This is a genomic window from Exiguobacterium sp. s132 (assembly GCF_018617235.1).
Taxonomy (GTDB): domain Bacteria; phylum Bacillota; class Bacilli; order Exiguobacteriales; family Exiguobacteriaceae; genus Exiguobacterium; species Exiguobacterium profundum.
This window is the reverse complement of sequence record NZ_JACSJU010000001.1, coordinates 1,007,333-1,028,739: the sequence shown is the minus strand read 5'-3', so window position 1 is coordinate 1,028,739 and position 21,407 is coordinate 1,007,333. Positions and strand designations below refer to the sequence as shown.

25 protein-coding genes are annotated in these 21,407 nt (G+C 48.3%); 19 read left to right on the top strand and 6 right to left on the bottom strand.

From position 1 onward, the window contains the following. Positions 1 to 8 precede the first annotated feature (8 nt). The 6 genes from KNO78_RS05280 (at position 9) to KNO78_RS05255 (ending at position 4,045) form a co-directional block, all read left to right on the top strand. Complete coding sequence (locus tag KNO78_RS05280) at positions 9 to 350, top strand: DUF952 domain-containing protein (RefSeq protein WP_012726550.1); 342 nt, start codon at positions 9 to 11, stop codon at positions 348 to 350. 182 nt (positions 351 to 532) lie between these two features. Beyond that, positions 533 to 1,324: a transporter substrate-binding domain-containing protein gene (locus tag KNO78_RS05275; protein WP_214690780.1), complete on the top strand. Its 792-nt coding sequence runs from the start codon at positions 533 to 535 to the stop codon at positions 1,322 to 1,324. 59 nt (positions 1,325 to 1,383) lie between these two features. Then, positions 1,384 to 2,043: an amino acid ABC transporter permease gene (locus KNO78_RS05270; protein ID WP_012726548.1), complete on the top strand. Its 660-nt coding sequence runs from the start codon at positions 1,384 to 1,386 to the stop codon at positions 2,041 to 2,043. Then, entirely contained in the window at positions 2,040 to 2,762 is a 723-nt protein-coding gene (locus KNO78_RS05265) for an amino acid ABC transporter ATP-binding protein (RefSeq protein WP_031423364.1), read from the top strand. The genes KNO78_RS05270 and KNO78_RS05265 overlap by 4 nt, the downstream gene beginning before the upstream one ends. Before the next feature lie 30 nt (positions 2,763 to 2,792). Next, entirely contained in the window at positions 2,793 to 3,467 is a 675-nt protein-coding gene (locus KNO78_RS05260; RefSeq protein ID WP_012726546.1) for a metal-dependent hydrolase, read from the top strand. A gap of 2 nt (positions 3,468 to 3,469) precedes the next feature. Next, the gene (locus KNO78_RS05255) at positions 3,470 to 4,045 is read left to right on the top strand and encodes an HD domain-containing protein (RefSeq protein WP_214690781.1); all 576 of its coding nucleotides are present in this window, start codon (positions 3,470 to 3,472) and stop codon (positions 4,043 to 4,045) included. A gap of 34 nt (positions 4,046 to 4,079) precedes the next feature. Here KNO78_RS05255 and fadH read toward each other — a convergent pair whose 3' ends face one another. Both fadH and KNO78_RS05245 read right to left on the bottom strand, forming a co-directional pair. Then, positions 4,080 to 4,844, bottom strand: coding sequence for a 2,4-dienoyl-CoA reductase (gene fadH, locus KNO78_RS05250; RefSeq protein ID WP_214690782.1), 765 nt, complete (start codon positions 4,842 to 4,844; stop codon positions 4,080 to 4,082). A 158-nt stretch (positions 4,845 to 5,002) separates the two neighbouring features. Next, on the bottom strand, positions 5,003 to 6,073 hold the full coding sequence (locus tag KNO78_RS05245) for an N-acetylglucosaminidase (RefSeq protein WP_251125246.1): 1,071 nt from the start codon (positions 6,071 to 6,073) through the stop codon (positions 5,003 to 5,005). 77 nt (positions 6,074 to 6,150) lie between these two features. Between KNO78_RS05245 and KNO78_RS05240 the strand changes: the two genes are divergently transcribed. Further along, positions 6,151 to 7,140 carry an aromatic acid exporter family protein gene (locus KNO78_RS05240; RefSeq protein ID WP_214690783.1) on the top strand — a complete coding sequence of 330 codons (990 nt, stop codon included), beginning with the start codon at positions 6,151 to 6,153 and terminating at the stop codon, positions 7,138 to 7,140. A gap of 182 nt (positions 7,141 to 7,322) precedes the next feature. Continuing rightward, entirely contained in the window at positions 7,323 to 8,450 is a 1,128-nt protein-coding gene (locus KNO78_RS05235) for a M20/M25/M40 family metallo-hydrolase (RefSeq protein WP_012726541.1), read from the top strand. Positions 8,451 to 8,495: 45 nt separating this feature from the next. Here the strand turns inward: KNO78_RS05235 and KNO78_RS05230 are convergent, their stop codons facing one another. Further along, positions 8,496 to 8,669 carry a hypothetical protein gene (locus tag KNO78_RS05230; RefSeq protein ID WP_012726540.1) on the bottom strand — a complete coding sequence of 58 codons (174 nt, stop codon included), beginning with the start codon at positions 8,667 to 8,669 and terminating at the stop codon, positions 8,496 to 8,498. 73 nt (positions 8,670 to 8,742) lie between these two features. Between KNO78_RS05230 and rnz the strand changes: the two genes are divergently transcribed. Genes rnz through KNO78_RS05195 form a run of 7 tightly spaced genes read left to right on the top strand, consistent with a single transcriptional unit; the run spans position 8,743 to position 13,404 of the window. Then, positions 8,743 to 9,648, top strand: coding sequence for a ribonuclease Z (rnz, locus tag KNO78_RS05225; RefSeq protein WP_214690784.1), 906 nt, complete (start codon positions 8,743 to 8,745; stop codon positions 9,646 to 9,648). A gap of 1 nt (position 9,649) precedes the next feature. Then, on the top strand, positions 9,650 to 10,534 hold the full coding sequence (locus KNO78_RS05220; RefSeq protein ID WP_012726538.1) for a hypothetical protein: 885 nt from the start codon (positions 9,650 to 9,652) through the stop codon (positions 10,532 to 10,534). After that, positions 10,531 to 10,941, top strand: coding sequence for a DUF4430 domain-containing protein (locus tag KNO78_RS05215; RefSeq protein ID WP_031423381.1), 411 nt, complete (start codon positions 10,531 to 10,533; stop codon positions 10,939 to 10,941). Before KNO78_RS05220 ends, KNO78_RS05215 begins: the two co-directional genes overlap by 4 nt. Then, entirely contained in the window at positions 10,892 to 11,578 is a 687-nt protein-coding gene (locus KNO78_RS05210) for a hypothetical protein (RefSeq protein ID WP_251125245.1), read from the top strand. Before KNO78_RS05215 ends, KNO78_RS05210 begins: the two co-directional genes overlap by 50 nt. After that, positions 11,556 to 12,512: an ATP-binding cassette domain-containing protein gene (locus KNO78_RS05205; protein ID WP_214690785.1), complete on the top strand. Its 957-nt coding sequence runs from the start codon at positions 11,556 to 11,558 to the stop codon at positions 12,510 to 12,512. The genes KNO78_RS05210 and KNO78_RS05205 overlap by 23 nt, the downstream gene beginning before the upstream one ends. Further along, complete coding sequence (locus KNO78_RS05200; protein WP_159562442.1) at positions 12,485 to 13,030, top strand: hypothetical protein; 546 nt, start codon at positions 12,485 to 12,487, stop codon at positions 13,028 to 13,030. The genes KNO78_RS05205 and KNO78_RS05200 overlap by 28 nt, the downstream gene beginning before the upstream one ends. Positions 13,031 to 13,071: 41 nt before the next feature. Then, a complete protein-coding gene (locus KNO78_RS05195) occupies positions 13,072 to 13,404 on the top strand; it encodes a hypothetical protein (RefSeq protein ID WP_196430840.1) in 333 nt (110 codons plus the stop codon). 30 nt (positions 13,405 to 13,434) lie between these two features. On the opposite strand, the gene KNO78_RS05190 is transcribed toward KNO78_RS05195, so the two are convergent. Further along, positions 13,435 to 14,229, bottom strand: a complete 795-nt coding sequence (locus KNO78_RS05190; RefSeq protein WP_159562440.1) for an SDR family NAD(P)-dependent oxidoreductase — start codon at positions 14,227 to 14,229, stop codon at positions 13,435 to 13,437. 151 nt (positions 14,230 to 14,380) lie between these two features. Between KNO78_RS05190 and KNO78_RS05185 the strand changes: the two genes are divergently transcribed. The 3 genes from KNO78_RS05185 (at position 14,381) to KNO78_RS05175 (ending at position 18,004) form a co-directional block, all read left to right on the top strand. Continuing rightward, positions 14,381 to 15,277, top strand: a complete 897-nt coding sequence (locus KNO78_RS05185; RefSeq protein WP_308162732.1) for a peptidase U32 family protein — start codon at positions 14,381 to 14,383, stop codon at positions 15,275 to 15,277. A 9-nt stretch (positions 15,278 to 15,286) separates the two neighbouring features. Further along, complete coding sequence (locus KNO78_RS05180; protein WP_214690787.1) at positions 15,287 to 16,528, top strand: peptidase U32 family protein; 1,242 nt, start codon at positions 15,287 to 15,289, stop codon at positions 16,526 to 16,528. A 78-nt stretch (positions 16,529 to 16,606) separates the two neighbouring features. After that, positions 16,607 to 18,004: an MATE family efflux transporter gene (locus KNO78_RS05175; protein WP_074036764.1), complete on the top strand. Its 1,398-nt coding sequence runs from the start codon at positions 16,607 to 16,609 to the stop codon at positions 18,002 to 18,004. Here KNO78_RS05175 and KNO78_RS05170 read toward each other — a convergent pair whose 3' ends face one another. After that, complete coding sequence (locus KNO78_RS05170; protein WP_074036766.1) at positions 18,005 to 18,868, bottom strand: DMT family transporter; 864 nt, start codon at positions 18,866 to 18,868, stop codon at positions 18,005 to 18,007. Positions 18,869 to 19,067: 199 nt separating this feature from the next. Between KNO78_RS05170 and KNO78_RS05165 the strand changes: the two genes are divergently transcribed. Further along, positions 19,068 to 21,194 (top strand): DNA topoisomerase III, encoded by a 2,127-nt coding sequence (locus KNO78_RS05165; protein WP_214690788.1) that lies wholly within the window; start codon positions 19,068 to 19,070, stop codon positions 21,192 to 21,194. 14 nt (positions 21,195 to 21,208) lie between these two features. Here KNO78_RS05165 and ytzI read toward each other — a convergent pair whose 3' ends face one another. Beyond that, positions 21,209 to 21,400 carry a YtzI protein gene (ytzI, locus tag KNO78_RS05160; protein ID WP_074036770.1) on the bottom strand — a complete coding sequence of 64 codons (192 nt, stop codon included), beginning with the start codon at positions 21,398 to 21,400 and terminating at the stop codon, positions 21,209 to 21,211. Between the last annotated feature and the right edge of the window lie 7 nt (positions 21,401 to 21,407).

Below are 21,407 nucleotides of genomic sequence, written 5' to 3'. Positions count from 1 at the left end.
CAGGGTATATGGAACCAGTCATCAAAATCATGACGGAGGCAGAATATATGATTGCCCTGTCACGCGGTGAAATCAATGAACCGTCACTTCAATCGGAAGGGACGATTAAATGTTGTACGCCGCAACAGATTGGAAAAGTCGTCAAAAAATCGTATCCGGGAGAAGCGGTCGTTCTCGTTTCGTTGCACGTCAATCGTCTCGGACAGCTGTTACATTATGAGCTGGATGAGGATGGAGAACGTTACCCGCATGTATACAGTGCTATCCCCATGACTTCTGTCAAACAGGTGCAACCGTACGGGTCGCGCGACAATGGAACGGTCACATATTTCGCTTTCGAGCGAATGTGACCTTCTTTTTTTGTATGAATTGCATGAATATACTTTACAAGTAATAATTATGTGTATATAGTGGTTGAAGACACAAGTCGGACAACTGATGTGTCATAGAACAGTTGAGCTACGTTCACACATATGTCATAATTTTGTTAAAGTTCTGATAATTATCATTCAACTATGAAAGGGAGATGAAGATGAAAAAAGGTTTTCTAGCATTATGTTTAGCAGGACTGGCCGCGTTCTCAGTCGCATGTGGGGCAGACGTGAACGAAGGAGGATCGACATCTACCGATGGTGACGATGACAAAGTCATCGTCATGGGTACGAGTGCCGATTACTTCCCATATGAGTTCGTCGATACAGCAAATGGCGACGAGATTGTCGGATTTGATATCGATATCGCAAAAAAAGTGGCGGAAAACATGGGATATGAATTGAAGATTGAAGATATGGACTTCGGAAGCTTGCTTGGGGCCCTTAATGCGGGTCGTGTCGACTTCGTCATGGCTGGTATGACACCGACAGAGGAGCGTAAAGAAAATGCAGATTTCTCGGATATCTATTTCACGGCAGTGAACTTGATCTTGTCAAAAGATGATTCACTTCAATCACTTGAAGATTTGAAAGGCAAAAAGATTGGTGTCCAACTCGGTTCGATTCAAGAAGGAATCGCAAAGGATCAAATCGCAGATGCTGAAATCGTCTCGTTGAACAAGATTCCTGAAATCATTCAAGAAATTAAGACAGGACGTATTGACGCGATGGTCATCGAAGATACGGTCGCGAAAAAATACCTCGAGCAAGACAGTGAATTGACGACATTTGAGATCGTGGACGAAGAAGAAGCGGGTTCTGCTGCTGCCTTCCGTAAAGATGATGAACTCCGCGATCAATTCAACGAAGAGTTGAAAAAGATGATCGACAGTGGAGAAATCGAAGAGTTAGCACAGAAATGGTTTGAAGAAGAGGCTGCACCAGCCGAATAATGAATCGTACGAGGCTGACTGAAGATGAATCGGTCAGCCTTTTTTAGGAGGAACTTACTATGGATTTTAGCCGGATTTATGATTCGATCCCGTACATACTTGAAGGGATTCCAGTCATGTTCCAAGTGGTCATCGTCTCGGCATTGATCGGAATCTCACTTGGGATTGTTGTCGCTACATTAAAAATTGTCCCGAATCGTCTGATTAACTTTATCGGGCATGCTTATACGGCGGTGTTCCGTGGGACGCCACTCATTTTGCAACTCGCCATCATCCACTTCGGATTGCCGCAACTGACGGGATATATCACGACACCGTACCAGTCAGCGGTCATCGCCTTCTCGCTCAACTCGGGGGCGTATATTTCCGAGATTATTCGAGCGGGTATCCAAGCAGTAGATAAAGGACAGTGGGAGGCTTCGGATGCTCTTGGCGTCCCGTATGTCAAACAGTTACGTTCCATCATCTTGCCACAGGCGTTCAAGAACATCTTGCCTGCTCTTGTGAACGAGATGATCACGTTAACGAAAGAGTCTGCCCTCGTCTCGACGGTCGGGGTGCTTGATATCATGCGTCGTGCGCAAATCGTCGGTGGGCAGAAGGCAATCTACTTCGAACCGCTTCTATTCGCCGGTGTGATATACTTTACGATAGTGATGATCTTGACGTATCTTGGACAACGTCTAGAAAAACGGTTAAGAAAGAGTGATGGAAGATGATCGAAGTAAAAGACCTACACAAACAATTTGGTGACTTAGAAGTGCTAAAAGGAATCACGACGACGATCGAGCGTGGTGAAGTAGTTGCTGTCATCGGACCGTCCGGGTCTGGTAAATCGACATTTCTACGCTGTTTAAACATGCTTGAGATTCCAACGAGCGGTACGGTCAGTGTCGACGGATTCGAGCTCACGAAAAAAGGGGCGAACGTCGCGAAGGCGCGTCAAAACATCGGAATGGTATTCCAACAGTTCAACTTGTTCCCTCATATGAGCGTATTGGACAATTTGACGTATGCACCAATCAACGTCTTAAAAGTCAGCAAGGCGGAAGCGCTGGAACGTGCGAAGAAATTACTGGAACGTGTCGGCCTTTCTGAAAAAATCGATGCCTATCCGAGCCAACTCTCGGGTGGACAAAAACAGCGTGTCGCCATCGCGCGTGCCTTGGCGATGGAACCGAACGTCATGTTATTCGATGAACCGACATCTGCACTTGACCCGGAGATGGTCAATGAAGTACTTGATGTTATGAAAGGATTGGCCGAAACGGGAATGACGATGGTCGTCGTCACACACGAGATGGGCTTTGCCCGTGAAGTGGCAGACCGTGTCCTCTTCCTTGACGAAGGCATCCTGATGGAAGAAGGTAAGCCGGCTGACCTGTTATTAAACCCGCAAACAGACCGAGCGAAACGTTTCTTGGAGAAAGTGTTGTAATCTGATTTCACATGGGAAGGATGAAAGCAAATGAACATCACGTACTACGGACATGCGACGGTAGGGTTTGAAATTGATGGTGTAAATGTGTTGATTGATCCGTTTTTGACGAGCAACCCGCATACAGACGTGGATCCATCCACGCTACGCCCAGACTATTTGTTGCTCACACATGCTCATTTCGATCACATTGAGGATGTCGAATTGATTGCGAAAGCATCTGGCGCGACGATTGTTGCGACGCATGAGCTCGCGACGTATTACGAGAAAAAAGGATTCTCCGTCCATGGGATGAATATCGGGGGAGGTCATGCCTTTCCGTTCGGGCGTGTCACGATGACGCAAGCGTTTCACAGTTCGAGCTTTGACATGGGAGACACGCCGGTCTACATGGGGATGCCGGCTGGCTTCATCATTGAGACGAATGAGTTGACGGTCTACCACGCTGGAGACACGAGTCTCTTCTCAGATATGAAGATGTACGGAGAACGTTTTGAAATCGATGTCGCTTTCCTTCCGATCGGAGACAACTTCACGATGGGACCGACAGACGCATTAGATGCGGCACAATGGCTACAAGCGAAACGTGTCGTTCCGATTCACTTTGATACGTTCCCGCCGATTAAACAAGATGCTCAGGCATTTTGTGACCAATTGCACCGTCGAGGTCTCTTGATTGAACCGAATACGACGATCGAGATTTGAGTGTGGACGTGATACAAGCGACGAGAAAGTTCGTCGAAACAATTCATGCAAATGATCAGACGGGTCATGATATTGCCCACATCGAGCGGGTCGTTCGACTCGTAGAGCGCTTGATGGAAAATGAACCGGTCGATCGAACGGGACTTCTGCTAGCCGCTTATTTACATGATGTCGAAGACCATAAGCTCGGTCGTCCAAAAGGGCTCGTCAAACAGCATCTGTCCTCAATTGACATCACTGAAGAGCAAGTGGACTTGGTGATGGCGGTGATTGATGAGGTCTCCTTCTCAAAAGGCAAGACCCCAACGACCCGGGAAAGCGAAATCTTGCAAGACGCTGACCGTCTTGATGCGATGGGGGCCATCGGGATTGCGCGAACGTTCCAGTTCGCGGGTTCTCGCAAAACTCCGCTTGATTTGTCGGAAGAGAGTGCCATTCAACATTTTCATGACAAGCTGTTGAAGCTGGCGTCGATGATGCATACCGCAAAAGCAAAACAACTAGCGATGTCACGTCATGCTTTCATGCAGCAGTTCCTAGAACAGTTTCATGAAGAATGGGATGGGGTGGACATATAAAAGGACGACCGAGTATATTCGGTCGTCCTTTTGATTAGAATGGATGCTTGTTCAACCAATGACCACCGTCAAGAGAGATGCAATCCCCGTTTAAATAGCGCATGTCGTCTGATGCCATCCAGTAAGCGAGGTCCGCGATCTCTTCCGGTGTCCCAAAACGTCCAAGTGGGACGTTACGGCGAATACGCTCTACTTCCTTCACGTGGGATACGAGCTTTTCAGCGCCGCCTGTCCGTTCAATCGGTCCAGGACTGATGGCATTGACCCGCGCGCCGAATTGATAGCCCCATTCAACCGCGAGTGTTCGCGTCAAGTTCAAGACCCCTGCTTTCGCTGCCGCACTCGGTGCGACACCAGGACCTGCCTGCCACGCATAGGAAGCGACCATGTTGATGATGGAGCCGCCACGGATTTCATCTGCTTCCCAATGTTTCCCGAGAACATGGGTGCAGTTGAATGTCCCGTTCAAGACGATGTCGATGACACTTGCCCAACCATTAGGAGATAAATCAAGAGTCGGACACACAAAATTTCCGGCAGCATTGTTGACGAGTGCGTGTACAGGTCCATAAGCGGATACGATGTCAGCCAGTGCTTTCGCGCATCCTTCATAGTCACGAACGTCATGTTGCACACTCATCGCCTGACCTGCATCGATTGAATTCAAATCGTTCATCGCTTCTAGTAGTCGTTCCTCGTTTCGACCGCTGATAGCGACGTTCCATCCTTCCTGTTTAAATTTTAATGCCATCGCTTTCCCCATGCCGGACGATCCCCCGGTAATCCAAATCGTTTTCATCTTAATTCCCCCTCAAAAATGAATGGTCGTTCATTTATACTATTCGTCTTGTGATGTGAAAATCCTTCAATAAGATGTTGATTCATATTGAATCATTCCTTTGTCCTGAAACGTATACAGACGTCAAGCAGCCCGACTCGTATGAGCCGGGCTGCTTTTCATTGAATTTTTTTCAAGTACTTCAAACCGAGTTCACGGTCAATCGTGTACATTGTACCAGCAACTTTCTCGCCCCAGTATGGATCGGATGCATAGAAGATATTGATGCCTTCCTGCTTGTTCCCGGGATAATCGCCACGAGCGTATGGCCCTGTGACATATTTAGTCGCAAACAATTCAGCAGCAGCTTGTACGCTGGCGTCAATTGTTTTAAAGGATGTCGCATTCCCGCTCGGGTCGTCATCTGTCGCGCGGAACCCAAATAGGTTCCGCTTGTCTCGAGCGATATCGGACGTTCCAAATCGGGATTCATGCCCGGCAACCGCCAGCAGGAATAAGGCATTGATGTTATACGTATCTTCTGCCCGTTTAAAAGACTTGCCTTCCCCAGCGAGTGGTGAATCGATGGATATTAAATATTGATCAAACTCGTCAGCCGAATATGGGGACGACGTGCGAATCGATGCAAATTGATAAGGAGAATCGAAGACGTCTTGGACACGTTCTGTGTAAAAACGGTCATCCGAGTTTTTTTCTGTCGGACCTACAAGAAACGTACCGGCGAGATTGGCGTTCGCTTCCACCGAATGGTAGACGTCACCTTCTCGAATCTCGTAAAATCCACGTCTCTTCACAACTGCTTCAGGAAATAACGCCATTTGATCCGGTTTGACATACACATCCGCCCCGGAGATACGTACTTTAAGATGATCGTCTCCTCGTTCAATTAGTTGAAGTCTCGTGCCACCAGCGACATAGGATTGTCGTGTTTTAAATGATGCATCTTTATATAAGTTTGTGATAGCATCACTCGGAGTGACGACGACTCCGGTACCTGTAAAATCGAGTACTTCTCCAGAGGGGGAGAACAATGTCCGGTTCTTACCGGCCGTCATGTATCGTTTTGCTTCTGCGAGAGATTCGAACGACCTCGTGACACGGTCGCCATTCGTCACCGTTTCGACGGTATAGGTGTCTTCACGGGAAGATTGAATCCATAAAAAGGCTGTGATGGCGAGACTAAGTGTCGCAATCATCGGCCAAACCTTAAGTCTTTTCTTTCGTTTCAATCAAATCACTTCCAAACTTTTGAATTGCCAAACGAGTTGATTTAGTCAACAATTTGATGGAGAAGGGGGAAATTAGTATGAAAATTGGAACGCGGACGTTAAAGACCGCGGTCGCAGCAGGTATCGCGATGCTCATTTCCGAAACAATTCATCTCGATTATTTTGTATTTGCAGCCATTATCGCCATTTTAAGTATTCAAGAGACGCGTAAAAAATCGATTCGCGCCTCCTATGAACGAGTCATGGCAAGTCTTCTCGCCATCGGAATGGGTGCGGCGATGTTCACGCTACTCGGCTATTCACCGGTGACGCTCACACTTTATTTTGTCATTTTCATTCCACTCGTACAACAATTGAAACTGCAAGACGGGCTCATTACGAGTGTCGTCATCTTGACCCACCTCTACACCGAAGCACAGTTTTCACTCGAGTTATTTATCAATGAGCTATTGCTCATTGCAATCGGTGTCGGTGTCGGGCTCGTCGTCAACATGTATATGCCGACGCTTGACCGTGAGATTGAACGGATTAAAGAGAATATCGACCGTTCGCTTGCTGTTCTGTATTATGACGTGGCGGCATGTGTCGAGACGGGCGTCTATAACAATCACTCGATGATGCTCATCAAGACGCGGGACTATCTGAAAGAGGGGAAAGATTTGGCTCTTCGCCGTATGGGGAACTCAATCGGAAAGCGGAATGAAGACATGGACTATCTATACTTCCGAATGCGTGAACGACAGTATGATATTCTCAAACGAGTCGCGGATAACGCCAGAGAAATCACGATGGTCGTCAATGAAGCGAAACCGGTCGCGACGTTCTTACGTCGAGTCGGGGATCATGTGAACGAGCAGGCCGATGCCTCCGTCTTTCTACAGGAGCTTGAAGAGATGATTGAGCATTATCGAAAAAACGTACCTCTCCCCACGACGCGTGAGGAATTCGAGGTACGCTCATCCTTATTGAATATTTTATCTGATGTAAAAATTTACTTGATCTTGAAAGAGCGATACATCTTGCTCTTAAAAGAACATGGTCATGCTCGAGAGAAACGTGCTGATTAAAAAGATTGAGACGATGACGACGACGCCGATTTGAATGATGCGTTGTCGTCTTTTCTGTTTTTTCTTCATGGTCTGCCTCCATATACGTGTTTGCCATCATTGTACAGAATGGAAAAGATTCGTGCAATCCAGGGGAGTTTGATATAATGGTCAAGAAATGTTTGGATGGAGGGATGTTGTTTATGGTAAACGAGACACGCGTGCTCGACACATTTTTAGGATTGGTCGGCATCGATTCAGAAACGAAGGAAGAAGCGGTCATCTGTGAACATTTGAAAGGTGTATTCACAGAGCTTGGCTGCGACGTCTATGAGGACGACGCATCAACGAAGACGGCACACTCTGGTAACAACTTGATCATCACGTTGCCTGCAACGAAAGAAAATGTTGATCCGATTTACTTTACGGCTCACATGGATACGGTCACTCCAGGTAAAGGAATCAAGACGAGCATCAAAGACGGATATGTCGTCACGGATGGTACGACGATTCTCGGGGCAGACGACAAGACGGGCCTCACGGCGATGATCGAACTCGTGCGAGTATTGAAAGAAAAGCAAATTCCACACGGTCAAATCCAGTTCGTGATCACGGTCGGGGAAGAATCAGGTCTCGTCGGTGCGAAAGTATTGGATTTATCGAAAATCGATGCAAAGTTCGGTTTTGCCCTTGATTCGGATGGACCAGTTGGAGACATCATTGTCGCCGCTCCGACACAAGCAAAAGTGAACGCGAAGATTTATGGGAAGACGGCTCATGCTGGTGTCGCACCGGAAAAAGGAATCTCGGCGATTCAAATCGCAGCGAAAGCGATCGCGAAGATGCCGCTCGGTCGTATCGATGAAGAGACGACAGCCAACATCGGACGTTTCGAAGGGGGTCGCGCGACAAACATCGTGTGTGACTATGTCGAAGTTCTTGCTGAGGCCCGTTCGCTCATCCATGAGAAGATGGAGAAACAGGCAGAAACGATGAAACAAGCCTACATCGAGGTCGCTGAGTCGTTCGGTGGTCGTGCCGAAGTGGACATCGACATCATGTATCCTGGATTCAAGTTTGAGGAAGGGGACGAAGTCGTTGAGGTGGCGAAACGTGCGGCTCAGACAATCGGACGTCCGACTCGAATCTTACACTCAGGAGGCGGTTCGGATGCGAACGTCATCGCCGGTGGAGGAATCCCGACAGTCAACTTGGCGGTCGGCTATGAAGAGATTCATACGACGAACGAACGCATGCCACTTGAAGAGTTATACAAACTCGTCGAGTATGTCGTGACGATCGTCGAAGAAGTCGCATCACCTAAGCAATAAAAAAGAGCCGACCATTCGTCGGCTCTTCGTATGTGTTCGTACTCGTTATGCTGCGAACTCCAGTGATTCTAAAATCAACTCGTCTGTGCAATGAAGTTCGATCGCTATGTCGTGAATGCGGATAGAGGTGCCTTGTTCCTGTTGGTGCAAGCGATTCATCAAAGCTGCGCGTTCTCGAATCGTCTCATAAATCGATTCGGGTTGTTCTGCCTTGGTCATCACAAATCACATCCTTTTCAGCGATTACGTCAAGTATAGCATGGAACGGCTTGAAGAAAGGAATTAAATATTTATGAAGTTACAGTTTTTAGGAACTGGGTCGGGGATGCCTTCGAAACAGCGCAACGTATCGGGGCTAGCTCTCGATTTATCGAACGTGACCTGGCTGATTGATTGTGGCGAGGGCACGCAACACCAAATGCTCTATACGAAAATCAAACCGAGAAAAGTGACAGCGGTATGGGTGACGCATCTTCATGGTGACCATGTCTTCGGATTGCCCGGATTCTTATCGACTCGTTCGGCACTCGATGGAACCGCCCCCTTGACCGTCTATGGGCCAAAAGGATTGAAAAAATGGCTTGAAGCTACTTTGCGTGTCACAGGCTCACATCTAGGATACGAGCTGACCGTGATCGAGTACTCGGACGGGGACACATTCATACAAGACGACCATCTCGTCACTGTGCGAAAATTAGAGCATCGGTTCCCTTCATTCGGTTTCCGAATCGATGGTCCAGAAAAACCGGGCATGCTACGCGTCAATCTTGTAAGAGAACTCGGTATTCCAAGTGGACCGATTTATCGAACCATCAAAGAATCAGACCGATTTGAATTTGAAGGAAAATGGTATGACTCTAAAGAATACGTCACTGAACCGATTCCGGGAAAAATCGTAGCGATTTTAGGAGATACAATCCCTTGTGAGAACGCGCGGAAGTTGGCGGATGGAGCGGACCTCCTCGTTCACGAGGCAACGTTTATGGAGGCGGAACAAGCGCTCGCTCGGAAGTATGGTCACTCGACGACACGTGAAGCGACCGCGCTAGCGAATGCGTGTGCCGTCGGCAAGCTGATTGTGACACACATCTCAGCGCGCTATGTCGGGCGAGAGGAAGAATTTGTTCAAGAAGTCGTGTCGGAATTTCCATCGAGTCTCGTTGCGACGGACTTTTTAGAATATACAGTGGGGGATTGATGTGACCATTCAACTCTATGTATGGGCAGCCTTTTTAGTGATTAGCGTTCTATTAGGGATTCGATTAAATCAATTGAAAGAGCCGGAAGCGAACTTCTTTCCAAAGTTCTTATTTTATTCCCTACTTGGAATCGTGTCTTTTCCTATCGGCGGGTTTCACATTCCGATTGGCTTTCTGTTGTCATTTTTGTTCTTTCCGAAACAGAACAGCCGGTATAAATGGTATGGAGCACTGTTAGGGTTCTTCTTTTTTCTCGTCTTGCTTTTTGTCCCGTTGTTCGACCAGTCCGGCTTTCGTTCCGAGTCGCAACAAATCGGTGCCGTCTCGGTCACGGATGAATCGTTTGATGACATGACCGAAAAATTGTTACAACGAATCAATAGTGAATCGATTAAATTAGATCGCGGGAAATTACAGATCGACCGGGAAGGGAACGTTCAATCCATTGAGTATTTACTCATGGTGGAGCGAGCCGAATCCTTCCAACAGATCCGTGTGACATATGGCTCAGGACAACTTTCGTATGAACAAGTCGATGAACTGCGTAAAGAATCTGGACAGGCCTTTTTTGAAAAGCTTGTCGAATTCGACCACATGCTGTCGACGTTACGAGGTCCTTCATGGGATGAGTATACTGACGTCGTTTCTGCCCCAGTGTTACAACTTTCCTATGATGGGCTGTATGACATGTACACGTTCGAAAACGAATCGATGCTCATGATTAATCGGGACAATGAACTGGTCAAGTTCTGGCTCCAGCGCGAACCAGTCCTCGCAAACAGCATCCAACTCGTCGGACTGACACGGGAAGGACGAAGTTCAGGCGAACGTTTTGCGATACTATATAATTATTCGATACATCAACGAGAGGATTTGACAGAATGATCAAACCGTATTTGAGTATTTCCCTATTAACGACCGCACTTCTTGTCGGATGTGGCGGAGAAGAAGCCCAACAAGAGGCGTGCGATGTAAGTCCGACCATTTCCGTATACAATGCGGCGACGGAAGAGACGCTCTATCAAGAGAAGAGCGTCTGTTTGGAAGAGGATGCGACCGTGCTCGACGCATTGAAAGCGACAGGGCTTGACCTCGAAGTGACAGGAAGCGGAGACATGTCGTACGTGACGGCAATCGAAGGCATCGAAGAAAAATCAGAAGGACAATCGTCAGGCTGGGTATTTGCTTTTAATGGCGCGCCCGGAGATGAAGGGGCCGGTGCTAAAGAAGTAGAATCGACGGATGTCATTCAGTGGCGGTTTGAAGAAGATGCGATTGCTTTCTTCGAATGAGGCAGATTGGGAGCGGCGACATCCTGTCACGCTCCTTTTCTTTCTATTTAGTCATCTATTCATTTTGACGTATATCCATGATGTCACAGTATTTGTCATCGGCCTTGTCCTTTTGCTCATGCTTGAACGTCGGTTTCCATGGACGATGCTCATCGTATTGATTGCGTTTGCTGTCGTCTCGGTCTTCCCTGCATTGTTCGGATGGGAGTTATCGCTCACTTACATATGGCGTCAGCTATTGAAGTTGGCTACTTTCTTACTTGGCATGCTGTGGATTTCTCGGATTGTTCGATTGGAACGCTTGCTCCCACTTCTCTATAAATGGCCCCGTTCAACTTCCCTCTTGTATGGGGCGTGGGCACTTATTCCTTCGATGGAACGAGCGGTACGTCAGTCGCTCAGAAGTCACCCTAAAAAAGCGTGGCAAGAAGCAATCGAGATTGGCATTAATAGCCAAAGGCATGAGCCACGATTTGCGGTCGAGCCGATGCGTCGCTTCCGATTAGAGGATGTTCTCCAACTCTTTATGATTGGCTTGATTGGCTACGTATCACTCGAGTGGACCATCATCCCATGGCTCATCTATCCATACGTCACAAAAGGAGGTGTTCGTGATGCAATGGCTTTCTACCGTTGACGGGTCGCTCGAGGCATATATCGAGCGGTATCGTCCTCGAGTCATCAGAATGAATCAACCATTCTCAGGAAAAGTTGGTCATTTATTATCCCGTGTTGATTCGCTTCGGGGGGCGGAACTCGCCTCACTCTTACAAATTGATGCCCTGTATCCAAAAGCGTTTGACGCCTGTTCAAGCGGTGAGCAACAGATTGTACAAGTCGCTTATGCTCTATTAGATCAGCCCGAAGCAATTGTACTTATCGAACCGTTCCGCCACCTCGATCAATTCCGTAGAGAACATCTAGAGATGCTACTTCGTCGTACTTCCGGTCTCGGTGTTCGGATTGGTTATACGGAACGGGCGCAAGAATCGTCTGAAGACATGAAAATCACTTTCCGACAATCGGAGACGATACCAAGAATTGAAGCGACCGATGTATCCTATCGTCATCCGCTTCAGGCGACTTATGCCATTGAAGAAGTGACGGTCCAAATGAATGAACCTGGCCTCACCGTCTGTATTGGGACGAACGGAAGTGGAAAATCGACGTTGCTCGAACTTTTAGCAAGGAGCAGACGCCCTCTTCGTGGACGGGTGAAGCGGGGGGAGCGAGCTGCTTATCTTCCTGCCGAAACGGAATACGGTCCGTTTCCGCAAGAATCGAACCGGAGGATCGCTCAACTACAAGGCGTCCTGAACGACTCGGCAAGCGTCCTTTTGCTCGATGAACCGACGGTGGATTTAACGAATGGGGAACGTACGGCGTTCCTTGAAGCGCTCTTGAAAAAGTCCGAATCAGCACGTGTGCTTTGTGCGACACATGATTTGGCGTTAGTCGACCAAGCGACGGACGTGATTTACCTTGCGAGTGGTCGCGTGGTCTTTCAAGGAGAACGGTCACTCTTTCAAGAACGGAGTACGCTATGGTCACATACGTCCTCGCCATTCTGATTGCCATCCTGGTCCTGTATCGATTTGAGAAATCCGATCTCCCGGTTCAACCGCTCGTGCAGCTCTTGGCACTCGCAGTCATCGGTCGCTGGCTTTTCATGACGATTCCGAACGTACAACCGACGACAGCCATTTTGATGCTGACGGCACTATGTATTGGATTGAATGCTGCGGCGGTCCTTGCGCTCTTCGTACCCATCTTGTCAGGTCTGTTGCTCGGGATCGGACCGTTCGTCTTCTATCAATTTTTAGGCTGGCTCCTTATCGTAACGCTCGTCAGCAGTTTTAGACCGTTATGGATGAAGTCGAACATCCTTTTTCTTCTGTTTGGTTTTTTGTCCGGATTTATATATGGATGGACGACCAATCTAGCGTTCTTCGAAGTGATTGGAGCTGATTTTTGGAAGCTACTTCTACTCAGCGTCCCGTTTGACTTGGCACATGGGCTATCGAATGTCGTTTTCCTCTTTTTAATCCGTCCCTTGTTCGAGCGCATATTCCTTCGTCAGCTCGGGTAAACATACAATAGTCATATCATTTTGAGTGAGGTGAACGACGGATGGGTGCATATATCAATCTCACAGAAGTCGGCATGTTTCTACTCGTAGGACTATTGTTTATCTTGTTAAACCTGATTCTATTGGCAAAACGTTACACGAGAGCCCGTTTTGCCATGATCAGCATCCTTGCGGCGAGCGTGTGGCCAGCACTCATGATTGTGCTTTCCGTGGAACAACTGAGCATCATGGACCAGCTCACGTCAGGAGACCTGACGCTCGATGCCGTCATGGCGTGGGGAGTCGTCATCGCTACAGCGCTGATGACTATGATTCCGGCAGGTGTATTTCTACACCGGCTTGTGAACGTCTCTCGCTTACACTCTGAACCATAAAAGGAGCGACCCGATGCGGTCGCTCCTTTTTCATGTAGTCGATTCAGCAGGTGTTCCATCAGCCGGTTTTTGGACGCGACGTAATACTTCGAGACTGAGAGCTCGTGGCATCAATTTGGCGACCCCGACCAATAACTGATTAGAGAGTCCAGGGATGACCACACGCTTGTTATTCATCACCCCTTTGTATCCGAAGAAGGCGACGAGATGAGATGGCATTTTCGAGAATGACAATTCACTCCCGGCACGATTAAAGAAGTTCGTATCCGTCGGGCCAGGGCATAACACACTCACATGCACGCCACTACCTTTCACCTCGGCATGAATCGCTTCAGTGAATGAGAGGACATAGGCTTTTGTCGCGTAATAGACGGCCATATATGGACCAGGTTGGAAGGCAGCGACGGATGCAACGTTCAACACATATCCGTGGTCACGTTCGAGCATGCCAGGCAAATAGGCTTTCGTCAGTTCGGTCAACGTATTGACGTTCAATCGGACCTCGTCGGCTTCCGTCTCAGCATCAAGGTCGGCGAACGCGCCGGACGTGCCAAACCCGGCATTGTTAATTAAAAAGTCGACAGTGAGGCCAGCTTCGGCAATCATCGTCGTCAATCGGACTGCTGCGCCATGTTTTGCCAAATCTAGAGCAAAGACATGTACGTTGATGCGATAACGTGTCTCAAGTACTTTTTTTAGTTCATGCAATCGTGGTTCGTTCCGAGATACTAAAATACAGTCGTAGCCGTCGCGAGCGGCGAGTACGGCCAAGTCTAGACCGATGCCCATCGAGGCGCCGGTGATTAAAGCTGTCTTTGACAACATGATCCACTCCTTTGATGAAAAGTCATACATTGTTACTGAATTCTTCACGAGTTGTTAAAATCCTGCTCCGTTCGCACATTGAAACATATGCTAAAGTATAGCAAGAAAATGTGATTAGACTCACAAAGTAGGGAGTAGAACAAATATGATGATTCAGCTCGTCACTACGGCGCAAAGCGTTGATCAGGCAGAAGCGTTAATCAAAGCCGGCGCGGACCGACTATATATCGGAAATTCAAGGTTTGGGTTGAGACAAAAAGGTGACTGGACAATCGATGCTGTGAGAGAAGTCACACAACTTGCCCATCGGTATGGGAAAGAAGTGACGGTAGCCGTCAACAACCTGATGCACAATGACCACATTGAAGAGTTAAAAGATTATTTGCAAATGCTGAAAACGATAGGAGTCGATGATGTCACCGCTGGAGACCCCGGCGCCATTCGCTTGATTCGACAGGCAAAGATTCCGTATTGGTATGATGCCCAAACGCTCGTCACATCCGCCAAACAGATCCAATTTTGGGGGAAACGCGAAGCGATTGGAGCGGTCGTCGCCCGCGAAGTGACAATCGAAGAACTCGTCTTGATCCAGCAGCAAATCGGACTTCCTGTTGAAGTGCAAGTATATGGTCCGACATGCATTCATCACTCTAAACGCCCACTCGTGACGAATTACTTTAATGAACTCGGAAGACCGGTTGAAGAAGCAAAACAACGCGAATTTTATATGAGCGAACCGGCAGATACGACCAGTCGTTATCCCATCTATGAGGACGAGAACGGCACCCATATTTTCTCTGAGGATTTGACGCTCATGGGTCAGCTTCCGACGTTAGTCAAAAATGGACTTCACACGTGGAAGCTAGACGGATGGCACGCCGGGGACCAGTTTGTTGAAATCGTTCAGTTGTTTACTTATGCCCGGACGAATTTGTTGAACGGTCGATTTGATCGTGTAGAGATGGAACATCGTCTTCACGAGCTTCAACCGGAAACGTTCCGTCTCGGTACGGGACTGTGGTTACGAAAACCAGAAGAGATTAAGTGAGGGATCAAGATGAAACGAAGTCCAGAATTATTAGCGCCAGCAGGAAACTTAGAGAAATTAAAGATGGCCATCCATTATGGTGCCGATGCGGTCTATATCGGCGGACAGCAGTTCGGGTTACGTTCACGTGCCGGTAATTTCAGTTATGACGAGATGCGTGAAGGGGTAGCCTTCGCACATGCGTACGGCGCGAAAGTATACGTCGCTGCGAACATGGTGACGCATGAAGGCGATATCGAGGGGGCAGGTGACTTCTTCCGAACACTTCGAGATATCGGAATCGATGCAGTCATCGTCTCGGATCCAGCGATGATTGAAACTTGTCTTACGGAAGCAGAAGGGTTGCCCGTCCATTTGTCGACCCAAGCTTCGGCGACAAACTACGAGACCCTTCGTTTCTGGAAGGAAGAAGGACTCGAACGAATCGTCTTGGCTCGTGAGGTATCGATGGATGAAATCATTAAAATGAAACAGGAAGTCGATGTCGAAATTGAGACGTTCGTGCATGGGGCGATGTGTATCTCGTATTCCGGTCGATGCACGTTATCAAATCACATGACATTACGAGATGCCAACCGTGGGGGATGTGCCCAATCATGCCGCTGGAAATATGGTTTCTTTGAAGAAGGTGATCTTCTAACAGAAGAGATGGAAGCGCGTGACGAAGAGCCGTTCTCGATGAGTTCAGTTGATTTATCGATGGTCCGCCACATTCCTGACTTGGTGGAGGCAGGAGTCGATAGTTTGAAGATAGAGGGACGAATGAAATCGATTCATTACGTCGCGACGGTGTGTAACGTCTATCGTCAAGTGATTGATGCGTACTGTGAAGATCCAGAGCATTTCGTCTTCGACCCTGCATGGGAAGAAGAAATTTGGAAAGCGGCCCAACGTGAACTCGCGACCGGGTTCTATTACGGGATCCCGACTGAAAAAGAGCAATTGTTCGGGAAACCTCGTTCGATTCCGCAATTTGCGTTTGCGGCTCGTGTCATCTCATACGACCCTGTGACGGGTATGGCAACGCTCGAACAGCGGAATCACTTTTCAATCGGTGAAGAAGTTGAATTTTTCGGACCCGGATTTGTTCGTTTTTCACAAGTCATTGATACGATGGAGGATGTGGACGGTCACCTCCTCGAGTCTGCTAACCAAGCGATGATGACAATTCGTGTAAAAGTGGATCGGCCGGTCGCAACCGATTACATTATGCGTAAGCGAAAAGGTGTGCGTGCTCGTTCGCTCGTTTGACACATCCACCGAGCCAACATAGTCGCCCGTTCCGTTCAATCCTGCTACCCTAAGAAGTAGAGACGGAGGGATGGAAGAATGAACCAAAATACGGAGCAATTACGGACTGAGCCCATCGGCAGACTCCTCTTCAAGTTATCGCTTCCGGCGATGATTGGGATGCTCGTGACGGCGCTCTACAATATCATTGATACGATTTTTGTCGCCCGAGGGATCGGTGCATCGGCAGTCGCTGCCATCGGGATTGCGTTTCCGATTCAGATGATTTTAATGGCCGTGTCGAGTGCCGTTGGTCTAGGTGGGGCGTCTATCAGTTCGAGGAAGCTTGGACGCGGTGACGATGCCGGTGCAGCCGTTACATTCTTGAACGTACTTGTCCTCGTCGGTCTGTTTGCGGCACTTGCGGTCAGTTCTGCTTTCTTTATGTTAGATGAAATTTTGAAAGTGTTCGGTGCGACGACCGAAATCATGGATCTCAGCCGACAGTACTTATCAGTTGTCTTGATCAGTTCACCATTCTTCATGTTCACACTCGCTTCGAGTGCGATGGTTCGTGCTGAAGGACAGGCACCTTATCAAATGAAGGTCATGCTGACGACTGTTCTCGTCAACCTCGTGACGACCCCGCTCTTCATTTTCACGTTCGACTGGGGCATGTACGGGGCAGCGACTTCGACGGCACTCGCCCAAGTCATCGGTTCCGTATTGATGCTGCGCTTCTTCTTCGCCCGAAAACCAAAAACGGAACTGCGCTTCAAGTGGAGTCAGTTCCGGATTCGATTCGATGAGATAAAAGAAATCATGGCAATCGGTTCGTCTTCGTTCATCATGATGGTGTCCCAATCCATTTTATTCGTTGGTGTCAACGTGATGCTCGGTACGTACGGTGGGACCGAAGAATTGGCCATTTTCGCCATTATCAACAAGTTCATGGCGCTCGTTGGTATGCCAATCATGGGAATCGTCCAAGGGATGCAACCAATCGTTGGATATAACTACGGTGCAGAGCGATTCGACCGAATGCGTGAAACCATTTGGACGGCGATGCGGGCCGGGATTGCGATTGCTGTCATCATTTGGTTGATTCTGCAGCTATTCCCGCAAACACTCATGGGCTGGTTCTCGACGGATGAGGCGCTCATTGCTGGCGGTGTGACGGCGATTCACATTTTGTTCGCCGTTTCCTTCCTTCCGAGTGTTCAGATGCTCGTCAATGGAATCTATCAGTCCCTCGGGAAAGCACGCGTCGCTATGTTCTTGTCCCTTTCACGTCAGACGCTCTACACGATTCCGCTCGTCTTTATTCTCCCGTCGTTCCTCGGAGTGTTCGGCGTATGGTTGGCATTCCCAATCGCTGATGCGATGACATTTTTGACGGCTGTTGCTTTGGCATTCTGGGACCGTAAATTATTGTTCCGTCCTTCAGAAGAAGATAAAGAAGCACATGATGTAAATCCAAAAGCGACAAACTTATAATCAAACGTCCGCTCGTGTCGAGCGGGCGTCTTCTTTTAGGAACAAGTATATCCCACTGAGGAGGACGACGGCTCCGATCCATTGGAACGGTCCAAGTCGCTCTCCGAAGAAGGCGTATCCAAACAGCATTCCCCACAACGCCTCTCCAAGAATCGTAATACTGACGACGGTCGCACTGACACGGGCAAGCGCATAGTTGAACAGGTTGTGCCCGAGGATTGTCGGGAAGAAAGCGAGCGCGAGGAAGTACCACCAGTTGATGGATTCAAAGGCAGTGAATGTCGTGCCGCGAACGAGCAACATGAAGCAAAGCACGACCGTCGCAACGAGATATACGCTAAAAGAATATGTATTCGTGTTCATCGAAGCTCGTACATGCTGTCCAACGAGCCAATACCCTGCAATCAATAGGGCGGCAATCAAGGCGAGTAGGTCTCCGAAGAGGGCCTCACGGCCGAGTTGAATGTCCCCCGCAGCAACGAGCATGCCCCCAAGGACAGCGACGAGTGCGAAGGCAAGTCCTTTTCGAGTCGGATTCTTTTTAAAGATGAGTGCATTCCCGATCAACACAAAAATTGGACTCGACGTGACAAATAGTGTGGAGCTGGCAACCGTCGTGTAATCGAGTGACAAAAACCAAAGCCAAAAGTGAAACGCCAGTAACGTTCCGCTAAGGAGTAGAGCGTAGCGAGTCATGAGGCGCGTGGTGATGAGTGATTTGAAATCGACAAACGGTAACAACATGAGACACGTGAACAGCATACGGTAAAATGCGGCAGTCTCGGCAGGTGCCGACGTCCATTTGACGAAGAGGACACTCGTCGATAAGAAAAAGACAGCAGCGAACAAGATGAGATAAGACATGGCGACACTCCTTCACAGTTGTACTTCTCTGTTAATAATATCGGAAAACAGCCACGAGGCAAGACACGATTCAAAAATAGCAAACAAATGCTCCCCTCTCGATGTGTCCATCTTTGACTTGATATAGTAAAATACATAGTAGAAGCTAGCTAATCATGTACGTCTTGCCATTATGTAGGAGGCAAAGTAAGGAGTTCTTATGAGACTAATCATTGCGGAAAAGCCATCACAAGCTCAAAAGTTGGCTGCTCCCTACCCATCAAAAAAGCGAAAAGACGAGATTGAAATCTCACCTTGTCCCCGTTTCCCGGAAGGGGCGATTGTTGTATGGGCGGTCGGTCACCTTTGTGAACTTCAAGAACCGTCGCACTATCGACCGGAATGGAAGTCGTGGAAGTACGACTCACTTCCGATTGTCCCAGAACGATTTGATTATCGTATTTCAAAAGGGAAATCGAAACCGTTCTATGCCATCAAAAAATGGCTCCATGATCGCTCGATTACTGATGTCATCATCGCATCGGATGCCGAAAGGGAAGGGGAAGCAATCGTTCGTCTGATCCTCCGACTCGCAGGTAACAAAAAACCGCTTGCTCGACTATGGATCTCGAGTTTGACGGAGCAAGCAGTCGATCGTGGATTCTCGCAACTGTTGCCAGGTGAACAGACGATTCCATACTACCATGAGGCGATGAGCCGCGCCTGTGCGGACTGGCTCGTTGGGATGAATGCGTCTCGTGCCTATACGACGTTGTTGAAGACGATTGGGATTGAAGACGTATTCTCGCTCGGTCGTGTGCAAACCCCGACTCTTGCCTTAATCGTCAATCGCGAACGAGAAATCAAACAATTCGTGCCAGAACCATACTTCGAAGTCGAGGCGACACTTGCAAAAGGTCGAGGCACGTTCAAAGCGAAGTACACGTTTGGAAAGACAACAAAGCTCAAAACGCGTGAGGAAGCTGATGCGGTCGTCAAACGCGCATCTGGAACTGCGATTGTGAAGACAATCGACAAAGAAGAAAAAATTGAGCAACCGCCATTTTGGTTCAGTCTATCCGGATTACAAGCGGAGGCAGGGAAACGCTTCGGATTCGGAGCGAAAAAGACACTTGATATCGCTCAAAAGTTATATACGAAAGGGTGGATTAGTTACCCTCGGACCGATTCGGGATTTGTCACACCAGATGAGGCAACGCTATTTCCACAGACAAAGGCAAGACTGCTAAAGTCCGAAGCCTATGCCGGACTTCGTGACCTTTTGACTGAGGACCCGTCGAAAAATCGACGCTATGTCAATGCCAAGAAAGTCAGTGACCACTACGCAATCATCCCGACGGAGGCATGTGGTGACATCACTCGACTCGGTGGGGATGATGCGAAACTGTATGATTTGATCAATCGACGCTTCCTTGCGGCCTTTGCACCCGCAGCGATGCTCGAGAAGACAACGGTTGATTTGATTGATGGAAGCGACTTGTATCGAGCAAAAGGAACCGTCGTTGTGAGTCCTGGCTATCGACAAGTCGTTGAGATGAAATCAAAAGATGTCGAGCTTCCTGCGATGATGGTCGGTGAAGAATTAAAAGAGAAGAAAGTTGAAGTGTTGTCGAAACAGACAGAGCCACCGAAGCGATATACGGAGGGCGCGCTCATTATGGCGATGAAAGTCGCCGGGAAACAACTCGATGACGAAGAGCTGATTCATATCATGAAAGAAGTAGAGGGTCTTGGGACTGAGGCTACACGTGCCAACATCATCGATGGATTGAAGAAGCGAGGCTATGTCCAACTTCAGAAAAAAGAGCTTGTTCCAACAGACAAGGGTCGCCTGTTGATTGATGTCCTCGGAGATAGTATTTTGGCATCACCCGCAATGACGGCGAAATGGGAGAAGCGACTCCATGAGATCGGTCAAGCATCGGCATCCGCTGCCGAATTCATTGAACAAGCGAAGAAGATGTCCGTTCATTTGGTCGAAGAAGCGAAATCGCGAGTAGAGGCGGCTAATCCAGAGGGCTATACGATTGAGGCGAAACGTTATGGCAAGAAAGGAACGACTCGACCGAAGGCATCATTTGGTGTCTGTCCGAATTGTGGGAAAGGGCTTGTCGAACATCCAAAGTTCATCGGGTGCAGCGGTTATCGGGAAGGATGTCGCTTCACCGTCTCCAAACAAGTGCTTGGCGTCGGACTCGTCAAAGATGAGTTGAAGCAAATGATCAATGGCGGGCAGTCGAACGTCCATACGTTCAAAAAGGGAGACAAGACATTCAATGCCTCATTGTATTTAGAAAAAGGTATACTTCGATTTGAATTCAAATAAAAAAGGGTCGCGCATTAGAGCGGCCCTTCTGTCTGGTCAGTCTTTTCTCTCTTCTTGTCATCTTCAATGCGACGATTGATTTCGTCATAGTCGAGCACGATGTCGTCTTTATTGTCTTTATAGGCGTATCCTTTTTGGATGACGACGATGGATGCGATGAGGACGAGTAAAATAATTAAACCGCTTACGGCGAATATCCAGGCCATATGAACC